The sequence below is a fragment of the Sporosarcina sp. GTC18466 genome (assembly GCF_055389225.1).
In genome coordinates this window covers 1402584-1419569 of record NZ_AP044037.1, presented here as the reverse complement: position 1 = coordinate 1419569, position 16986 = coordinate 1402584, and the positions used below count along the sequence as shown (strand labels likewise).

Sequence of the window (16986 nt, the reverse complement as noted above, 5' to 3'; positions counted from 1 at the left end):
CTCATTTCTATTGTGTCAATTGGACTAGTATATCATGAAATGAAGAGTCTTTTTGAAAAATACGGAAATAAAGTGGCTGGCAACCGCGTCCCGGAATGGTATATAGCCCAATCACTTTAAGCGCGCCCTTCAGTCAGCGCCAGCTACTCATTGAATGGTGGGCTCAACCGTCACTTCCACATTCCCCTTCAGCACCCGGCTGATCATGCAGGAAGACTCCGCTAGATGGAACAGCTTCCCAAGACGCAATTTATCCTCAGCCGACGGGTTTTCCGGCAGCACAACAACCGGTTTATGGATGATGCGTTTGTAGGTGGTCACGCCGTTCGTCACGTCCACCACGCCGACGGATTCCATCGTCAGGCTCTCTTTCGCAATGCTGCTCCGCTCCATCATTGCAGCAAGCGTGATGATATAGCACGTAGCCGCGGCACCAAGAAGCATCTCGTCAGGATTCGTCCCGATCCCGGGTCCGTCCATTTCAGGCGGGATGGATACCTGTGTTTTCAAATTTTCCATGTCGATCTTCCCGACGTCGTTCCGCAGTCCCGGCCAATCGGCTTTCAGGTGGAATTGATGTTCTGCCATTTATACGACCTCCTTTATCATGAAGTATATACATATATGGCGTCTAAGAAAATGAATCAGGACATCCTTCTGTCCTTGTTAGTTATTTTGAATACTTTTTAGTTTTAAAGGGATTCAAAAAATATATTGAAAGGGCTTACAATATAGAAAAGTGACACATTAAAGGGAGGTCCATCAATGAAGAAAGGAACATGGTTTGTCTTTGTTGCGGCTTTGGTCTTGCTGATTTCAGGATGTTCATCGGATTCTGGAAAAGGTAGTAAAGACAAATTGACGATTTATACGGCCCGTAGTGAATCATTAAATAATGCGGTAATACCTGCTTTTGAAGAAGAAACAGGAATAAAAGTGGAGATTGTCGTTGCAGGAACCGGAGAGTTGCTGAAGCGGGTAGAGTCGGAAAAGAATAACCCGCAGGGTGATGTTCTTTGGGCAGCCGATGAAACGATGCTATCCAGTAAACAGGAATTCTTCGAGAAGTACGTATCACCGGAAGATGAAAATATGCTGCCCGAATTCCGAAATAAGACGGGATATTTCTCACCTGCCTTTGCAGACCCGACAGTCTTTATCGTCAATAAGAATGTAATTGGTGATATACCAATGAAAGGGTTTGCTGATTTGTTGAATCCTGAGCTGAAAGGTAAAATTTCATTCGGTGACCCGACTGCCTCAAGCTCTGCATTCCAGTCCCTGGCCGCTATGTTGTATGCGATGGGAGACGGTGATCCGATGTCTGACCAGGCATGGGAGTTTGTTGAAAAGTTTGTTGCAAACCTGGATGGCAAAATTTCGGGCAGCTCGGGCCAAGTGCATAAAGGCGTAGCGGATGGAGAATATCCAGTAGGCCTGACTTGGGAAGACCCAGTAGTTCAATATATCAACAATGGAGCACCGGTTGAAGTCGTATTCCCGGAAGAAGGGGCAATTTTCCCAGGAGAATCAGTTCAGATCATTAAAGATGCCAAGAACTTGGAGAACGCTAAAAAGTTTGTTGACTTTGTATTGTCTGAGGAAATTCAAAATAAAGTCGGCGGGGAGCTGACAGTGCGCCCACTTCGCCAAGACGCAAAATTGGCAGATTATATGGTGCCAACCGAAGATATCAAGCTGGCTAAGAATTATGATGAGGCCTGGGTCTCAGAGCATAAAGACGAAATTACGAAACGGTTTACCGAAGTGGTCGAGAAGTCTATGGATTAATTTCAAAGGAGAGCAGCATGCCGCTTTATGGCGCGGCTGCTCTCTTTTTATTTCAGATAGGACGTGAACACAGATGAGTGTATCAATTGATGTGAATGAAGTCGTGAAAGTGTTTGGAGATACAACAGTTATCAACGGATTATCGCTGCAGATCCGGCAGGGGGAGCTCTTTACACTGTTGGGTCCATCGGGCTGCGGGAAAACGACACTGCTGCGTATGATCATAGGATTCAATTCTATTGACGGAGGGACAATTGATATAAACGGGAAGTCGGTCAATCGGATACCTGTCAGTAAACGGAATATGGGTATGGTATTTCAAAACTATGCAATATTTCCACACATGAATGTTCGCGAGAATATAAGATTCGGCTTGAAGAATCGTAAACTAGGAAAGGAAGAGATGGATCGGCGGGTTGACGATATTTTGAAGGTGGTAAAAATCGAAGCATTCCAAGACCGCATGCCTGATCAGCTTTCAGGGGGGCAGCAGCAGCGGGTGGCATTGGCTCGTGCAATTGTCATTCATCCTGATGTATTGCTCATGGATGAACCTCTGTCCAACTTGGATGCGAAATTGCGGATTGAGATGAGAAACGCTATTAAAATGATTCAGCAGCAAGTTGGGATTACCACCGTTTATGTCACGCATGACCAGGAAGAAGCGCTTGCCATCTCTGATCGGATTGCAGTCATGAATGGTGGAGTGATCCAGCAAATCGGTCACCCGAAGGATATTTACGAGCGACCAGCAAATATTTTTGTTTCTAAATTTATCGGAACTTCCAATGTGCTGTCGGCAAGCGTGCAATCAGTCAACGAGAAGAAAATGATCCGTTTTTCCGACAGCTATTGCGTTGAGGTGCCGTTCCTATCAAGTAAAGTGAAAGATAACGACGCAGTATTTGTTTCTATCCGCCCGCAGGAATTTGTTATTACAGATGAACCGGACGGGATGCCTGCTGAGGTACGGAGCAGTATGTTCCTTGGTGTTAATACACATTATTTTGTAGATATGGGATTTGAGGATTTGATTGAAGTTGTTCAAGATGGTGAGGTGTCTGAATTGATCCCGAATGGAGAACGAATATTCCTGAAGGTAAAACCTCATAAAATTAACGTGTTTGATTTGAACGAAGCAACCTTGATTGAAGCGGGTGAGCAGCATGGAGAAAAATAAAAAAACATTCTCTATATGGAATGGCTGGACAATTGTCATCCTTCTCCTGTTTGTCCTCTTTATTGCATTCCCGCTTTTCCTTGTATTGAAGAAAAGTGTAATCGATCCAGCGACAGGCCAATTTACCTTAGAGTACTTGCTAAAGTTCTTTGAACGTAAATATTACTGGGTCACCATATTTAACAGCTTCAAGGTGACTGTCGTGACCACCTTCTTGTCGGTCGCTCTCGGCCTTCCGCTTGCTTATATGCTGAGACGTGTAAAGGTGGCGGGCAGCAAACTGGTTGAAGTACTAATCATTATTTCGTATATATCGCCACCATTCATTGGTGCTTATGCCTGGATACAGCTTCTCGGGAGAAGCGGCGTGATTACAAAGTTCATTAATTCCACCTTCAATACGAATTTTGAAGGAGTATATGGTTTTGCTGGGATTGTGCTCGTCTTGACACTGCAATCATTCCCGCTCGTTTATATATACATTTCGGGCGCCCTTAAAAATCTGGATAACTCGTTGAATGAAGCAGCAGAAAGCATGGGCTACTCCAATATGCAGCGGATTTTCAAAATCATTATTCCGCTTATCATTCCAACGATCCTCGCTAGTGCATTGCTTGTTTTTATGCGAGTCATCGCAGATTTTGGGACACCAATGTTGATTGGTGAAGGATACCGGACAATACCAGTTTTGATTTATACCCAGTTTATGGGTGAAGTCGGCGGAAATGATGGATTTGCGGCTGCACTCTGTACAATTTTTATCATCGTCACTTTGGTTTTATTCTTAATTCAGCGCCTTGTTTCCAACAGGTTCTCCTATTCGATGAGTGCGTTGAAACCGATGGGAATTGAAAGAACAACGGGTATAAATAATTTAATGGCCCATGCGTTTGTTTACCTGATTACACTTTTGGCTATTTTGCCACAGCTAGTCGTGACGTTCACTTCGTTCCTCGAAACAAAGGGCGGCCAGGTATACACAGGTAGATTCTCCCTTAAAAACTATGAGAATATCTTGATTCACAAAGATCCTGTGGTGTTTTGGAATACCTATAAGATGGGCATTCTGGCAATCATTATAATTGTTATTGTAGGTGTGCTGATTTCGTATTTGACCGTGAGGAAGAAGAATATCCTAACTTCCATTTTGGATACCGTATCGATGTTCCCTTTCATCATTCCAGGGTCGGTTCTTGGAATTGCTTTCATTTTTGCTTTCAGTGACAAACCGTTTGCATGGAGCGGAACTGTGCTGATCATGGTAATGGCGTTTGCAATCCGACGAATGCCATATACTATTCGTTCCAGTACAGCAATTATTGGACAGATCAGCCCAAGTATCGAGGAAGCTGCCATCAGCCTTGGTGCATCCGAAGCGAAAGCGTTCGCAAAGGTTGTTGTGCCGATGATGATGCCGGGCGTACTTGCAGGAGCGATTATGAGCTGGATCACCGTCATCAGTGAATTAAGTTCTTCCATCATCCTATACACAAGCAATACGCAAACCTTGGCAGTGTCTATCTATACTGAAGTCATCCGGGGGAATTACGGAAATGCTTCTGCGTATTCAGCTATATTGACGATCACTTCCATTTTGTCATTGCTTTTGTTCTTTAAATTGACAGGTAAGAAGGAGATCAGCGTGTAAGACAAATGCCGAGTGTTGTTCCGTGTTTGTGCTTTCTTTATACTGAGAGTACAACGGTCAACGCTCGCTTTTTTATAGAAATGGGTGAAAGGATATGAGAAAACCAAGAAAGTATTTGGACTATATCAAACGGATGTTCATCGCACACTCCATGATTGTGATGGTGATCATCTTTTGCTTATACCTTGCCACCCTTCTGGTTTCTTATCAGATTCTAGTTGTTCAGAAGACGACTGCTGCCAACCAAAGGATCCATAGTATAGTAAAAACTGACCTAAATGCATTAAATAGGGAAATGGAGCAGTTTGTCAACGAGCCTTCCACAAAGCAGGCTTTTAACGATTCCTCCCTTATTTCAAGTGTAAACGAGAGGCTTTATGCATTTCGGAAAACTCGCACTTTTAAAATCAATTTTGCTCTGGTAAATCAACAGGGTACTGTGTTATCGACCAATTTGTATGCTAATAATCAAAAAGTGCTTGAACAATCTTCGCTCAAGTCAAGAATTATGAAACAGCTCGATAAAGGTATGCCTGTTCAGCAGAGACTTGAAATATCGGATTTGTCATACGGACAGGAGAGCCGTTATCTATTTGGCTATCCAATTTTAAATGGTGAGCAGATTCTTGGATATTTACTTCTTTTTTTGGAGTCCGATCAAACTTCTGTGCCTGCTATCACCGAGTTTACCTTGCTTACAGACCGATTCGGAAATGTCATCTACACATCGGATAGTCTTCTGGTCTCAAAGCTCGGAAAAGGGCCTCATGAATTACAGATAGGCCAATCATCAATTCAAATCGGGGAACAGCAGTACTTTGTTATCGGTTCAGCGTTGCAGAATGGATTTGTTGTCTATAATTTGACGCCTGTTCGGCTCTTTCGACAAGTTATCCTTATTGGAATTGCTTCTTTTACATTGATTCTTATCATCTTATGTTTGCTGATGATCGGACTGTCTCCGGAAATTATGAGGGAAAGCAGAAGTTCTTTTGCAAATCTGCTCACATTTATTGAAAGTCCCAAGGCAGTTAGAGGTGAGCAGAGCTTTTTGGAATTCCAGCAGATTGAAGAGGCGTTCAGAAAGAAAATGATACAGATTGATGATCTGATACTCCGAAATCAATTAATGGAAGAAACAAAAAGAAAGATGGAAATAAAACAATTGGAAAATCAGTTTAATCCTCATTTTGCATTTAACGTACTTGAAATGCTTCGTTATGAAATTGGATTTGATCCGAAAAATGCACAGGAAATGATTATTTCTTTTGCTAATCTTATGCGATACAGCACATATTACGGCGACACGACAGTACTGCTTGCCACGGACTTGAAATATGTAAGCGATTATTTGAAATTACAAAAGATGCGTTTTCAGGATCGGCTGGACTATACGATATACGTCGAAGAGGGGTTAGAGCAGGCGGCAGTACCCAAACTGTTGTTGCAGCCGATCATCGAGAATAGCATTAAGCATAATATTGAAGCGGTTAGGCGCCTGCTACTGGATATTCACATTTATCGTATTCGAGGAGATTTGCAGATTACCGTAACTGACAGCGGACTCGGCATAGATTCATCCACGTTATATCAACTCAAGAAGATGTTGAGTGGTAAAAAGGAGACTACCGGACAATATGGCCTGTTTTATTGCCAAAGGATAATTGAATTGGAATACGGTAAGGCATACGGTTTAACAATTAAAAATAACGAGACAGAAAGTGGGACATGTGTCGTCATTACTTTACCATTCCACAGGGAGGGGAGCACAAATTGTTAAAAGTGCTAATCGTGGAAGACGAAATGATAATTAGGAAGGGTCTCCTTTATGAAATGGATTGGATGCAGCAAGGCTGTATGGTCGTTGGGACGGCTGGGGACGGAGAGGAAGGCTTGGAGCAAATCAAAAAACTGCAACCAGATCTTGTGATCACGGATATTCGTATGCCATTTAAAGACGGTCTGGAAATGATAAGGGACGGACTGGCCTTTCATTCCTTCAAATCAATAATCCTGACCGGCTATAGCGAATTTGATTATGCCAAACAGGCAATCAGTCTGGGAGTTGTTGAATATATAGTAAAGCCAATCGATTTTACTTTGCTGCGTCAGGCATTGGAGAAAGTAAACCATGGAATTAAGGAAGAGAAGGATCGGGCTGAACTTAACTTTATTGAATGGTTAGAGACGAAGAGGTCCGCGCGAATCTCAGCCCCTGCAAGGAAGGCAATTGAATTGATTCAAGAACACTATGCAGAGAAAATTACACTTCGCCATGCCGGGGAAGTCTGTAGCGTATCCACTGTACATTTGAATACGAAATTAAAAGAGGATACCAATTTAACTTTTAACGAACTTCTAAATCGGTATAGGATTATGAAAGCGGTTGAAATGATACGCTCTGGGGATCAGCTGGTGTATGAAATCGCAGAAAAAGTCGGTTTTAAAGACTATAAATATTTTAGTCAAGTTTTTAAAAAGTATACGGGCCAACCACCTTCAAGTTTTATAAAATAGTAACTGTAATTATAAAGCCAGCAGAGAGACATATCTGCTAGCTTTTCTTTACTCTTGTTTGAATACGGCTGTAAAGCCATAAAACTATCCGTACAACCGCAAGGCACACTACAGCCCCTGCCATATCCAGTATGACATCCTGCATGGTGGGCGTGCGTCCGCCGGTCAGGGATTGGTGGAATTCGTCAGCGGAGGCGGCGAGGAATATCAGGAACAGTGCGAGCAATGTTCGGAGTTTCCACCTCGGCAGCGTGAAATAGATGGCTATGCAGAGAAGCCCGAACGTGAAGAAATGCGCCGCTTTCCGGAGCAGGAATTCGATGAAGTGATAGTAGCCCCGCTCTTCGACGGAGATGGTCTTGCCCCAGTACGGAATTTCAAGTCTCGACAGCAGGCCTTCGAGCGGTTTGCCCGGAAGCCGTTCTTTTAATTGGGGGATCAGTGTCTGCTGTTCGTATGTCTGGCCGGACGAGATGAAAAGTGCCGCCAGGACAGCAAGCAGAACAGCTGCGAATAGGAATTTTCTCATGTCTTTACTGTATCATATTTTTGAGGGATGGCTGTACTGATGGAAGGTCACTTACTGAAATCGGCGAGTCCGCATGGAAAGAAGCAATCTTCATGGAGAATGAAGCAACTGCCCTCCGAATGAAGCAATCTCGCAATCGAATGAAGCAATCGGCAAGCTAACGTAAGCAAACGTAGCTCTTTTCGAAGCAACCTCGCCGCCAAACGAAGCAATCTCCAAATTCCTGCCGGCCTGTCTGAATGGTCAAGTGCATTGCGCGCGGCCGGGCGGAGCCGAAAGGCGGAAAGCGCCCCGCGTCCGCCGTAACTTTGCCGCCGGACCTCCCAAGCTGCCCGCGTATATGAAGGTGCCTGACAGAAATGTCTCACTCCAAGCCGTACGTCTGACTATCCCGGCTTAACCTTTCGCACCGCCAGCCCCCTCCGCCATTTCCTGTCGAAATATGAAGTTTTTCTCGTTGACGGCAATTGTCAAAATCGCTATACTTGTAACAATCCCGTTAATACCGGCGGGAATTTAAATATAATTCCGGGTAGAGACGATGAGAACCCGGCGAAGCGAAATGTGCCTGTCCTAGGATAGGTGTGTCTTTTTCTGCTTTGCCGGGTTTTTTGTGCTGCCTAGAAGGAGGTTTGGGGAAGCCTAGGTCTACAGGGATGGCAGATTGTCACAGGGGAGCTTTGCAAATTTCAATAGGAAAAGGGGAGTTTACATGGCATTCGATTATTTGGATGCACCTGCGGATCCGCAGAAACTGGAAAAGTTTCAGCGGAAGGTGAAGATTGTATCGGCAGGCGGAACGTTTTTGGACGGGTTCGACTTGACGATCATCGCGGTTGCGATGCCTTTGATTTTAAAACAGTTTACCGTGTCGCCGGGCGAGCAGAGTTTGCTCACAGCGTCCGCGATCATCGGTTCGTTCATCGGGGCTGCTTGGCTGGGCCGTTTGACGGATTCCTTCGGGCGGAAGGCGATGATCACCATCGACTTGATCGCGTTTGTGCTGTTCGCTGTTTTGACAGCGGTTGCACCGAATGTGTTGTGGTTGATCGTGTTCCGGTTCTTGCTGGGGATCGGCATCGGGGCGGATTATCCGATTTCCGCTACGCTGGTGTCTGAGTTCAGTTCGACGAAAAACAGGGGCAAGCAGGGGACGTTCCTCGCTGCCATGTGGTTCGTCGGCGCGGTTGTCGCGTATATGAGCGGGATTGCGTTTGCGCCGCTCGGTGATAATGCGTGGAGATACATGTTCCTGCTAGGGGCAGTTCTGGCTTTGATCATCTTCATTTTCCGGATCGGCCTTCCTGAATCGCCGCGCTGGCTCGTGTCGAAAGGACGCGAGAAGGAAGCGCAGGATGTCATCTACAACATCACAGGCAGCAAGGTGGAAGTCCTGCCGGAGCCTGAAACGAAGAAGGTTCCGCTTAGCACGTTGTTCTCGAAGAAATTGATCAGACGGACGATTTTTGTGACAGGCTTCTGGTTCTGTTACGCGACGTCCTATTACGGGATTTCGATGTACACACCGACCATCTTATCGGGCTTTACGCAAGGATCCTTGCAGCAGACGTATATTGCGTCTTCCATCGTCAGCATTCTGGGCCTATTCGGCGCAATCATCGGGATGAACCTCGTGGAGCGCTGGGGACGCCGGCCGCTGTTGATCACATCGTTCACAGGGCTTACAGCAGGGCTTGCAGTATTGACATTCAATCCGCATCCGACGCTTCAGTTCCTCGTCATCCTGTTCAGCATCGCGGTATTGTTCGCGAACATGGGCGGCGGGATCTTGAACTTCGTATATCCGACGGAATTGTTCCCCACAAGCCTCCGGGCAGGGGCTTCCGGTTTCGCGACGTCTGTCAGCCGGATCGGATCCATTCTCGGTGTGCTCGTGTTCCCGAACGTAGTCGCACACTGGGGCAATGCAGCCGCGCTCGGCGTTTTTGCGGGCGTCGCACTGGTCGGTCTGATTATCACCGTTATATTGGCGCCTGAAACGAAGGGCAAGAAGCTTGAGGAAATCAATGCCGAGTTCGAAACGGAAAACAAATGACCGAAGGAGTGACATCATATGGAAAAGTGGTTAAGTCTCTGGTCAGCAGGCCAGACGAAAACAGAGAAGAATTTCGCGGCAATTAAGGAAGCTGGATTCCACGGGGTGGAAATCTGGGCGGAACATCACTCGGCGCGCGAGGACATGAAGCTTGCGCACGGAGCGGGACTCGCAATTGGCCTGCACCTGCCGTTCCATGACCTGAACCTGGCATCCCCTTATGAGGAAGTCGAGAACCTGATTTTCCGCGTGAACCGGGAATGGCTCGAGGAACTGAAGGGATACGGGGGCGGACATGCTGTCATCCACGGCGGCATGGCGTGGGCGTCCGAAGGCAAGGAAGAGGCGACAAGCCTCGTGATCGACCGGCTGCGCCGCACGCGTGAGATGGCGGAATCACTTGGCACGACGCTTCTGTTTGAGAACCAGATCCCGGACAAGTTGAACTATACGCATATCTTCCCGTCCTCAGTTGATGAGTGGCTGCATATCCTTGAAGAGAGCGGAACGGATGCATGCCTTGATACAGGCCATCTGGCAGTGCTAGGTGCGCCGCTCGAAGAGACGATCGCCCGCCTTGGAAAGCGTCTGGCGTCTGTCCATTTCTCTGACAACGATGCAAAAGGCGATCTCCATCAGCTGCCGGGTGACGGCGTGACAGGGCTTTCGACAGAGAAGCTGAAAGGCATCCTTGAGGAACATCACTACGGCGGACCGCTCGTATTTGAGATCAATCCATACTTGTATGGACTGTCTGACATACTCGCGCATCCGTCTGCACAATAATCGTACGGGACTAGCGGGGGAGGGGGTGAGTCAGTGGGATGGTTCGATTTTTCGCATATTGAAATGATCACGAAGCTCAGCATATCGGGGATTTTAGGCCTGGTGATCGGACTGGAACGGGAATTGAAGCGCAAGCCGCTCGGGCTCAAAACGAGTCTCGTCATTTCGATCATCAGCTGTCTGCTGACGATCGTGTCCGTGGAATCGGCGTATTCATTCCCGGGAAACGATGACATACGGATTCAGATGGATCCGCTGCGGCTCGCTGCGCAAATCGTGTCCGGCATCGGTTTCCTCGGCGCAGGTGTCATTCTGCGCCGCGACAATGAACGGATCTCCGGCCTGACGACAGCGGCGATGATCTGGGGAGCGGCCGGCATCGGCATCGCGGTCGGCGCAGGCTTTTACATCGAAGCGATCTTCGGGGTTCTGCTGCTTCTGATCAGTGTCGAATTGATCCCCCTTCTCGTCTCCCGCTTCGGTCCCAAGCACTTGAAAAAGCGCGACTTGACCCTTCGCATTACAGTGAACGGGCAGGAAGGGATCGAGACGGTGATGGAGGAGATGCAGGAGCAGCGGTTCTCCATTTCACAGTCGCGCATCAAAGACCTGTCCGCGGAAGGGCTGCATCTTCTTGAAATCAAAACAAGGGTGAACGCACGGCATTCGCTGCCGCAGCTCTATTATTTGATCAAGAAGATCGACTATGTCCAAAGCGTGGAAATCATCAGTTGATAGTGAGGTAATCAGGGTGACGAGAGGATACATTTTTGATTTGGATGGAACGATCTATCTGGATGACGAACTGATCCCGGGGGCTGCAGAAGCGATCCGGCTATTGAAGGAAAGAGGCGACAAGGTCGTGTTCCTGACGAATAAATCGATCGCGCGCCGTACGGATTATGTAACGAAATTGAACGGCCTCGGCATCGACGTGGATCTTTCGGAAGTCATCAACTCGAACTACATTACGGCGCATTATCTGAAAGACAAGGTGGCGCCGGGGGAAACGGTATACGTGGTCGGCGAGCAGCCGCTGGTCGACGAGCTCGTCGAGGCGGGAATCCCGCTGACGCATCATGCGGCGGGTGCCGCTTACGTCGTGCTCGGCTGGGATCGCAAATTCACGTATGAAAAGCTGAATGACGCATTCCAGGCGTGGAAGAACGGCGCGACGATCATCGCAACCAATCCTGACAGGACGTGCCCGGTGAAGGGCGGCGAGCTGCCGGACTGCGCAGCGATGATCAGTGCGCTGGAAGGGGCGACAGGGGAGCCGGTGACACTCGTCACGGGCAAGCCGTCGAGACTCATGTCGGAGTATGTCTTGAAAGATGTTCTCGGCATGCCGGCGGAGCAGTGCTTCATGGTCGGCGACCGGCTGGAGACGGATATCCGCATGGCGAATGACGCGGGCATAGCTTCCGTGCTCGTCATGACGGGCATCACGACGGACGGCATGCTGAAAGAAGCAGCCGACCGCCCGGTGCATGTCCTGAAAAGCGTGCGGGAAGTTCCCGGCTTATAAGTCGAAATTCCACATCGCAGGATCTCCTGACGAGACTGCAAGCGCACCGGCTTCAAGGGCGGCATGCACTTCTGCGATGTCCGAGATGAGTCCGCCGGCAATGATCGGAAAATCGAGATCACGCGACATCTTGTCAATGATCTTCGGCATGATTCCGGGCAGGATTTCAACAGCGTCCGGCTTGCAGGAGTTGACCATTTCCATGCCTTTATGGATGGCCGCCCAGTCAAGGAGGAAGATGCGCTGGATCGTCTTGAGGCCGACGTCATTCGCCATCTTCACAATATGGCTTTTCGTTGTGATGATGCCGGTCGGGTTCCAATAAGCCTTCACGTAGTTCAGGGCATTCTTGGAATTGGACAGGCCGTCGATGAAATCGAGGTGCAGGAAGACATGCTTCCCGGCAGCCCGCAGCTGCTGGATGTAGTCGGCGATCGTCATGAGATTGCCGGTGAGAAGGAATACGATATTACAGTGGGAATCAAGTGCAGCCTGGAGGTCCTCCTCTTTTTTGACGGAGGCGATCATCTGGGATTCGACCATATCGACAAGACGCAAGTTATTCATCCTTTCCGGTAGATAATGTACCTTCATTTTACCATAGGGATTTCAAAAAAATATAGGGCAGTTTAGGCCAGAGACGATGAGAAGGCCATTACAATCCCCGCAAATGCGCGGGGCTCTTGTGATGGCCATTTTTTTATAGAGGAGTGCATAGATATGAGAACTTTTTCGTTTCAGGATAGAGAAGCGATACTGAAAGGACTTGAAGGCAGTACGTACGACGTAGTGATCATCGGCGGCGGCATCACGGGCGTCGGGATCGCGCTGGACGCGGTGACGCGCGGGCTGAAGACGGTGCTTGTCGAGATGCAAGATTTCGCTGCGGGGACATCGAGCCGGTCGACGAAGCTTGTGCACGGGGGCCTTCGGTATTTGAAGCAGTTCGAGGTCGGCATGGTTGCGGAAGTCGGCAAGGAGCGGGAAGTGGTGTACCGGAATGCGCCGCATGTGACGCACCCCGAGTGGATGCTGCTGCCGATCTATAAGAAAGGGACGTTCGGCAAGTATTCGACGTCGGTCGGCCTGAAGGTGTATGACTTCCTCGCGGGCGTCAAGAAGGAAGAGCGGCGGAAGATGCTGGACCGCGAGGAGACGCTGCATAAGGAGCCTTTATTGAAACAGAAAGGGCTGCTTGGCGGCGGCTACTACGTCGAGTACCGCACGGATGATGCGCGTCTCACCATCGAGGTCGCGAAAAAGGCGGCGGAGCTCGGCGCAGATCTGCTGACGTATGCGAAAGTGGAGGCATTCACGTATGATCCGGCGGGGCAGGTGGACGGCCTCTATTTCGAGGACGTGCTGACTGGAAATCGGCACCGCGTGAAAGGGTCGGCGATCATCAACGCGACAGGCCCGTGGGTCGAGAGCCTGATCGGAATGGACCGGAAGATCGAAGGGAAGAGCCTGTTCCATTCGAAAGGCGTCCATATCGTCATCGACAGCACGAAGTTCCCGCTCCGGCAAGCCGTCTATTTCGATACGCCGGATGGCCGGATGGTGTTCGCGATTCCGAGGTACGGAAAGACGTATGTCGGCACGACGGATACGGAATATAAAGGGGACTTGCAGCATCCGGAGGCGACGGAAGAGGATATCAGCTATATTCTAAAGTGCATCCATTATATGTTCCCGGATGTGAATGTTACGGAAAACGACGTTGAATCGACGTGGGCGGGCGTCCGGCCGCTGATCCGCCAGGAGGGGAAAGGGCCTTCTGAGATTTCGCGGAAAGACGAGATCTGGACGTCGGATACAGGCTTGATTACAATCGCGGGCGGCAAGCTGACGGGCTACCGGAAGATGGCGGAGACGGTGACGGATCTGCTTTGCAAGAAGCTTGCAGAAACCGGCGCCGCGTGCAAGGGCAGCGTGACGAAGGAACTCAAGCTGTCCGGGGGAGATTTCCGCGACCCGCTCGACTATGAGCGGTTTGTGCCGGAGGAAGCGAGGAGACTCACGAATCTCGGCATCGCAATCGAAGACGCGACGAGCATCGCGGCGAATTACGGCACGAACTCACGCGTCATTGCAGGGCTTGCGCGCGAAGTACGGAAGGACGCGCAGCTGCCGATGTCCATCAAGCTCGTCCTCGAGTACGCCATCCGTTATGAGATGGTGATGACGCCTGCTGACTTCTTCATCCGCCGGACAGGCGCGGTATTTTTCGACATGGCCTGGGTGCAGATGTGGAAACAGCCGGTCATCGACTATATGGCTGCCGTGATGGACTGGACGGATGAGGAGACGAAGGAGTACGCGGCGGAGCTGGACGGATTGATCCAAGAAAGCGCGCCGCAGTAAATAGAATTAGGATGTAATGCCGCCGGGCGCTGCCCTGGCGGCTTTTTGCCGTTTGTGCAATATGTGCCAGTCGCCTGCGAGGGGAGGTGTTTTCGCGCGAGTAAGCAATGAAAGGCGAAAAGCAAGCAACCCGGTGCCGTCAGGAAGCAACAGGTGCAAGGAAGCGAGCAATACGCATACAAAAACGAGCAATAATGCTAGCGAGTAAGCACTGATAGACGAAAAGTAAGCAATCAAGGCCGGACTTGCTTGAATGGTCAAATGCATTTCGCGCGGCATGATGGCCCGTGAGGCCAGGGATGTTACCGCGAGCGTGCCAGTAAGCAATGAACGGCGAAAAGTAAGCAACCTGGCGTCGTGAGGAAGCAACAGGTGCCAGGAAGTGAGCAATAGGCATGCGAAAACGAGCAATACTGCTCGCGAGTAAGCAACGTGAGGCGAAAAGTAAGCAATCAAGGCCGGACTTGCTTGAATGGTCAAGTGCATTATTCGCGGCATGACGGTTCGTGAGAATAGAGAAAGCACCGCGGACGTTGCATACTTTCCGACTCACGAGTGCCTCTCTCGCAACATGCCAAGCCCCCTTCCTTTTCCACATTACTTTCATTTGAATGAACAGTCTGCCAATGATATACTTAGGAAACCGAAATAGTTTACAAGAAGGGTGGAGTTGGGATGAATCAAGAGGAACAGGTGCTGCTGGATTTTCTGAAGGTGAATTCGGCGTATGACGCGAGTGCAATTCCGGGCAAAGGGGAGTTCACGTTCATTACAAAAAAGACGGGGCTTCCGCAAGTATGGAAGCTGGATGAGCAGGGGGAGCCGTATCAGTTTCTTAAGACGCATGACCGGGTGATGAATGTGTTCCATTCACCGGACGGTTCGCGGATGGTCGTGGGAATTGATTCGAAAGGGAATGAGAAGCAGCAGTTGTACATTGCCGGAGGCGACGGTAAGGATTTGGAACCGCTTGTCGTGTCGCCTGATCATTTCCACGCGTGCGGCGGCTGGTCGCCAGGCGGGAAGCTTGTGTCGTATGCGAGCAACCGGCGCCATCCCGGGCATTTTGATGTGTTCGTGATCGATGCGGATACGAAAGAGACCCGCCAGGTGTTCGAGTCGGATGCGAATTGTGCGCCGCTCGGCTGGCTGAGTGATGAGGAGCTTTTCATTACATTGAAAAACTCGAATATCGACAGCTCCCTTTATGTGCTGAACATCACAGACGGGTCGACTGCTCGCCTTGGCAGCACCGATCAGCCAGCGCGATATGAGTCGCCGATTGCGCGAAAGGGGTCGCGGACGGGCTATCTTCTGACCGACTACGGCGAGGAGACGGTGTATATCGCGAAGTTCGACGCGGAAAACCCTGCTGAACTCAAAAAGCTCGCCCACTGGGATAAATGGGATATCGATGAGATGGCGCTGTCGCCGGACGGGGATTCGCTCGCGTTCTGCCTGAATGAAGGCGGGGTCTCAAGGCTCGGCTTCTATAATACGAATGACGGCACGCATATGCTGACGAATGAACTGCCGATGGGCGTGATCAGCTCGATGTCGTGGCTCACCGGAGAAACAGTCATCTTCACGCTCAAGACGCCTGTGAGCCCTGGGGATATCTGGTCGTATGACGTGCAGGCAAAGCAGGTGGAAAGAGTGACGCATTTCGGGGAATCAGCGTCTGTCGGCGAGCTGTGGCGTAATCCTGAATTGCATACGTTTTCGTCGTTCGATGGTCTGGAAGTGCCGTATTTCCTTTATACGTCGGAAGAAGAGCAGGACCGGCCGGCGGTCATCTATGTGCATGGCGGACCGGAAAGCCAGGTGAAAGCGGAGTACAACCCGGTGATCCAGTATTTGATGTATCAAGGATTTGCCGTGGCAGCGCCGAATATCCGCGGCAGCAAAGGGTACGGCCGCACGTATTTGAAGCTGGATGACGCAGATAAGCGGCTGGACGCGGTTGCGGATCTGGCAGCGCTTGCGGAGGAGCTTTCAGCTGCGCATTCCGTCAACAAAGAAAAGATCGGCATCATGGGCCGCAGCTACGGCGGCTACATGGTCCTCATGGCGCTGACCCATTATCCGGACGTCTTTGCGGCGGGTGTCGATATCGTCGGCATGTCGAATTTGCGGACTTTCCTCGAGAACACCGGCGAGTGGCGCAGATATTTGCGCGAAGCCGAATATGGTTCGCTCGCGGAGCATACGGACTTTTTCGAGAGGACTGCACCGATGAACCTGACCGACCGGATCGAGGCGCCTCTGCTCGTCTTCCACGGACGCAACGACACACGCGTCCCCGTCAGCGAGGCGGAGCAGCTTGTCCGTGACCTGAAAGAACGCGGCCGGAACGTGGAATTGACCATTTTTGAGAATGAAGGGCACCAGACCGAGCGGATCGAAAACCATATTACGATGCATACCGAAACGGTTGGGTTCTTTAAACGGTATCTGGGGAAGGAAGAGGCTGCTCGGACATAAAAATTCAAATTACGTATTAATATGCAAGTAAGTATTATTTGATTGAATAAATAACCAATAAAGATCACCTGGACGAATAGTAAATAGTCCGGGTGGTCTTTTT

General features: G+C 49.6%; 14 protein-coding genes. 11 read left to right on the top strand and 3 right to left on the bottom strand.

Going from position 1 to position 16986, the window contains the following annotated elements; all coding sequences use genetic code 11:
* Positions 1 to 147: 147 nt before the first annotated feature.
* A complete protein-coding gene (locus ACZ5FK_RS06880; RefSeq protein ID WP_464807156.1) occupies positions 148 to 588 on the bottom strand; it encodes an OsmC family protein in 441 nt (146 codons plus the stop codon).
* Between the two features lie 177 nt (positions 589 to 765).
* On the opposite strand from ACZ5FK_RS06880, the gene ACZ5FK_RS06875 reads away from it, so the two are divergent.
* From ACZ5FK_RS06875 to ACZ5FK_RS06855, 5 genes are all read left to right on the top strand, one after another.
* Positions 766 to 1791 (top strand): ABC transporter substrate-binding protein, encoded by a 1026-nt coding sequence (locus tag ACZ5FK_RS06875; RefSeq protein WP_464807155.1) that lies wholly within the window; start codon positions 766 to 768, stop codon positions 1789 to 1791.
* Positions 1792 to 1864: 73 nt separating this feature from the next.
* Positions 1865 to 2971, top strand: coding sequence for an ABC transporter ATP-binding protein (locus tag ACZ5FK_RS06870; protein WP_464807154.1), 1107 nt, complete (start codon positions 1865 to 1867; stop codon positions 2969 to 2971).
* Positions 2958 to 4619: an ABC transporter permease gene (locus ACZ5FK_RS06865; protein WP_464807153.1), complete on the top strand. Its 1662-nt coding sequence runs from the start codon at positions 2958 to 2960 to the stop codon at positions 4617 to 4619. The genes ACZ5FK_RS06870 and ACZ5FK_RS06865 overlap by 14 nt, the downstream gene beginning before the upstream one ends.
* Before the next feature lie 94 nt (positions 4620 to 4713).
* Positions 4714 to 6399 carry a sensor histidine kinase gene (locus ACZ5FK_RS06860; RefSeq protein WP_464807152.1) on the top strand — a complete coding sequence of 562 codons (1686 nt, stop codon included), beginning with the start codon at positions 4714 to 4716 and terminating at the stop codon, positions 6397 to 6399.
* Between the two features lie 2 nt (positions 6400 to 6401).
* Complete coding sequence (locus tag ACZ5FK_RS06855) at positions 6402 to 7136, top strand: response regulator transcription factor (RefSeq protein WP_464807390.1); 735 nt, start codon at positions 6402 to 6404, stop codon at positions 7134 to 7136.
* Positions 7137 to 7173: 37 nt separating this feature from the next.
* Here the strand turns inward: ACZ5FK_RS06855 and ACZ5FK_RS06850 are convergent, their stop codons facing one another.
* Positions 7174 to 7665: a VanZ family protein gene (locus tag ACZ5FK_RS06850; protein ID WP_464807151.1), complete on the bottom strand. Its 492-nt coding sequence runs from the start codon at positions 7663 to 7665 to the stop codon at positions 7174 to 7176.
* A 712-nt stretch (positions 7666 to 8377) separates the two neighbouring features.
* Between ACZ5FK_RS06850 and ACZ5FK_RS06845 the strand changes: the two genes are divergently transcribed.
* The 4 genes from ACZ5FK_RS06845 to ACZ5FK_RS06830 all read left to right on the top strand — a co-directional run bounded on the left by ACZ5FK_RS06845 (position 8378) and on the right by ACZ5FK_RS06830 (position 12035).
* Positions 8378 to 9721 (top strand): MFS transporter, encoded by a 1344-nt coding sequence (locus ACZ5FK_RS06845; protein ID WP_464807150.1) that lies wholly within the window; start codon positions 8378 to 8380, stop codon positions 9719 to 9721.
* Positions 9722 to 9739: 18 nt separating this feature from the next.
* On the top strand, positions 9740 to 10507 hold the full coding sequence (locus ACZ5FK_RS06840) for a sugar phosphate isomerase/epimerase family protein (RefSeq protein WP_464807149.1): 768 nt from the start codon (positions 9740 to 9742) through the stop codon (positions 10505 to 10507).
* A gap of 63 nt (positions 10508 to 10570) precedes the next feature.
* Positions 10571 to 11242, top strand: a complete 672-nt coding sequence (locus ACZ5FK_RS06835; RefSeq protein WP_464807389.1) for an MgtC/SapB family protein — start codon at positions 10571 to 10573, stop codon at positions 11240 to 11242.
* A 16-nt stretch (positions 11243 to 11258) separates the two neighbouring features.
* Complete coding sequence (locus ACZ5FK_RS06830) at positions 11259 to 12035, top strand: HAD-IIA family hydrolase (RefSeq protein ID WP_464807148.1); 777 nt, start codon at positions 11259 to 11261, stop codon at positions 12033 to 12035.
* Here ACZ5FK_RS06830 and ACZ5FK_RS06825 read toward each other — a convergent pair.
* A complete protein-coding gene (locus ACZ5FK_RS06825; RefSeq protein ID WP_464807147.1) occupies positions 12030 to 12602 on the bottom strand; it encodes a glycerol-3-phosphate responsive antiterminator in 573 nt (190 codons plus the stop codon). The genes ACZ5FK_RS06830 and ACZ5FK_RS06825 overlap by 6 nt on opposite strands.
* Before the next feature lie 153 nt (positions 12603 to 12755).
* On the opposite strand from ACZ5FK_RS06825, the gene ACZ5FK_RS06820 reads away from it, so the two are divergent.
* Together ACZ5FK_RS06820 and ACZ5FK_RS06815 are read left to right on the top strand one after the other, a co-directional pair.
* Entirely contained in the window at positions 12756 to 14399 is a 1644-nt protein-coding gene (locus ACZ5FK_RS06820) for a glycerol-3-phosphate dehydrogenase/oxidase (RefSeq protein WP_464807146.1), read from the top strand.
* 675 nt (positions 14400 to 15074) lie between these two features.
* Positions 15075 to 16883: a S9 family peptidase gene (locus tag ACZ5FK_RS06815; protein WP_464807145.1), complete on the top strand. Its 1809-nt coding sequence runs from the start codon at positions 15075 to 15077 to the stop codon at positions 16881 to 16883.
* Positions 16884 to 16986: the final 103 nt, after the last annotated feature.